This is a genomic window from Pseudomonas sp. NPDC089918 (assembly GCF_050280605.1).
Classification (GTDB): domain Bacteria; phylum Pseudomonadota; class Gammaproteobacteria; order Pseudomonadales; family Pseudomonadaceae; genus Aquipseudomonas.
This window is the reverse complement of sequence record NZ_JBNNVP010000102.1, coordinates 1-1,582: the sequence shown is the minus strand read 5'-3', so window position 1 is coordinate 1,582 and position 1,582 is coordinate 1. Positions and strand designations below refer to the sequence as shown.

2 protein-coding genes and 2 pseudogenes are annotated in these 1,582 nt (G+C 54.9%); all 4 read right to left on the bottom strand.

The window, feature by feature from the left end:
* Positions 1-102 (bottom strand): annotated as a pseudogene (locus tag ACQKPC_RS30340) (hypothetical protein); the annotation flags it as partial.
* A pseudogene (rpsD, locus tag ACQKPC_RS30335) lies at positions 96-545 on the bottom strand (30S ribosomal protein S4); the annotation flags it as partial. The pseudogenes rpsD and ACQKPC_RS30340, both read right to left, overlap by 7 nt.
* 18 nt (positions 546-563) lie before the next feature.
* The gene (gene rpsK, locus ACQKPC_RS30330) at positions 564-953 is read right to left on the bottom strand and encodes a 30S ribosomal protein S11 (RefSeq protein WP_002555466.1); all 390 of its coding nucleotides are present in this window, start codon (positions 951-953) and stop codon (positions 564-566) included.
* A gap of 30 nt (positions 954-983) precedes the next feature.
* Positions 984-1,340: a 30S ribosomal protein S13 gene (gene rpsM, locus ACQKPC_RS30325; RefSeq protein WP_003186020.1), complete on the bottom strand. Its 357-nt coding sequence runs from the start codon at positions 1,338-1,340 to the stop codon at positions 984-986.
* Positions 1,341-1,582: the final 242 nt, after the last annotated feature.

Below are 1,582 nucleotides of genomic sequence, written 5' to 3'. Positions count from 1 at the left end.
GTTCCAGTAGCGCTGGCCCTTGGCGTCGTCGTACATGCCTTCCCAACGTGCGATGACCAGCACGGCGAGGGCGTTGCCGATCACGTTCAGTGCGGCTTTGCTTTCTCGCGAACTGCGACCACGTCACCAGCACGAACCTGGTAAGACGGAACGTTTACGGTCTGACCGTTAACGCTGATCGACTTGTGCGATACCAGCTGACGGGATTCGGCACGAGTAGAGCCAAAACCCATACGGTATACAACGTTGTCCAGACGGCATTCGAGCAGCTGCAACAGGTTTTCGCCAGTTGCGCCTTTCTTGCCAGCAGCTTCTTTGTAGTAGCCGCTGAATTGACGCTCGAGAACGCCGTAGATACGACGGACCTTCTGCTTTTCACGCAGTTGGGTGCCGTAATCGGACTGGCGACCGCGGCGTTGGCCGTGGATACCAGGTGCTGCTTCGATGTTGCACTTCGATTCGATCGCGCGCACGCCGCTCTTCAGAAAGAGATCGGTGCCTTCGCGACGAGCGAGTTTGCATTTTGGACCAATGTAACGAGCCATTCTTTACAATCTCCTGGATTACACGCGACGCTTCTTCGGCGGACGGCACCCGTTGTGCGGGATTGGCGTCACGTCGGTGATGCTGGCGATCTTGTAGCCACAGCCGTTCAAAGCGCGGACTGCGGATTCACGACCTGGGCCTGGACCTTTGACGTTAACGTCGAGGTTTTTCAGGCCGTATTCCAGCGCAGCTTGACCAGCACGTTCAGCAGCTACTTGAGCAGCGAACGGGGTGGACTTGCGGGAACCGCGGAAACCCGAACCACCGGAGGTAGCCCAGGAAAGAGCGTTGCCTTGACGGTCGGTGATGGTCACGATTGTGTTGTTAAAAGAAGCATGGATGTGGGCGATGCCATCAACCACTGTCTTTTTAACTTTTTTACGAGGACGAGCAGCAGGTTTAGCCATGATTAATTTCCTGTCGATTCGCTGGGGCGATTACTTGCGGATCGGCTTACGCGGACCTTTACGGGTACGCGCGTTAGTCTTCGTACGCTGACCGCGCACTGGAAGACCACGACGATGACGCAGACCGCGATAGCAACCGAGGTCCATCAAACGCTTGATTTTCATGTTGATTTCGCGACGCAGGTCACCTTCAGTGGTGAACTTCGCCACTTCGCCACGCAGCTGTTCAATCTGCTCGTCGCTCAGATCTTTGATCTTTGCGGCTGGGTTTACCCCAGTCACTGCACAAATTTTCTGTGCAGTAGTGCGACCAACACCATAGATGTAGGTCAGCGAGATAACAGTATGCTTGTTATCTGGAATGTTAACGCCTGCAATACGGGCCATTCAGTGGGACTCCAATTGACAGCTACCTACGCCCCGGAAGCCAAGAAATAGGGCGCGAGATAATATCGCTGTAATAACAAATAATCAACCCGGCAGCGCACTAGCTGCCGGGCTTGAAGCACAATCACACTCAGCCTTGGCGCTGTTTTTTGGCATGGGTTGTCACTCAAATCCGCAGGTCAGTCGGCAAGCCGTCTTGTTCAATCTCTGAAGCCTTGAGGGGGCCACCGGTTTCGGGACCG

Bases quoted from the DNA above. Each gene is read 5' to 3' on its own strand.
- rpsK (WP_002555466.1), bottom strand. From the start codon at position 953: ATGGCTAAACCTGCTGCTCGTCCTCGTAAAAAAGTTAAAAAGACAGTG.
- rpsM (WP_003186020.1), bottom strand. From the start codon at position 1,340: ATGGCCCGTATTGCAGGCGTTAACATTCCAGATAACAAGCATACTGTT.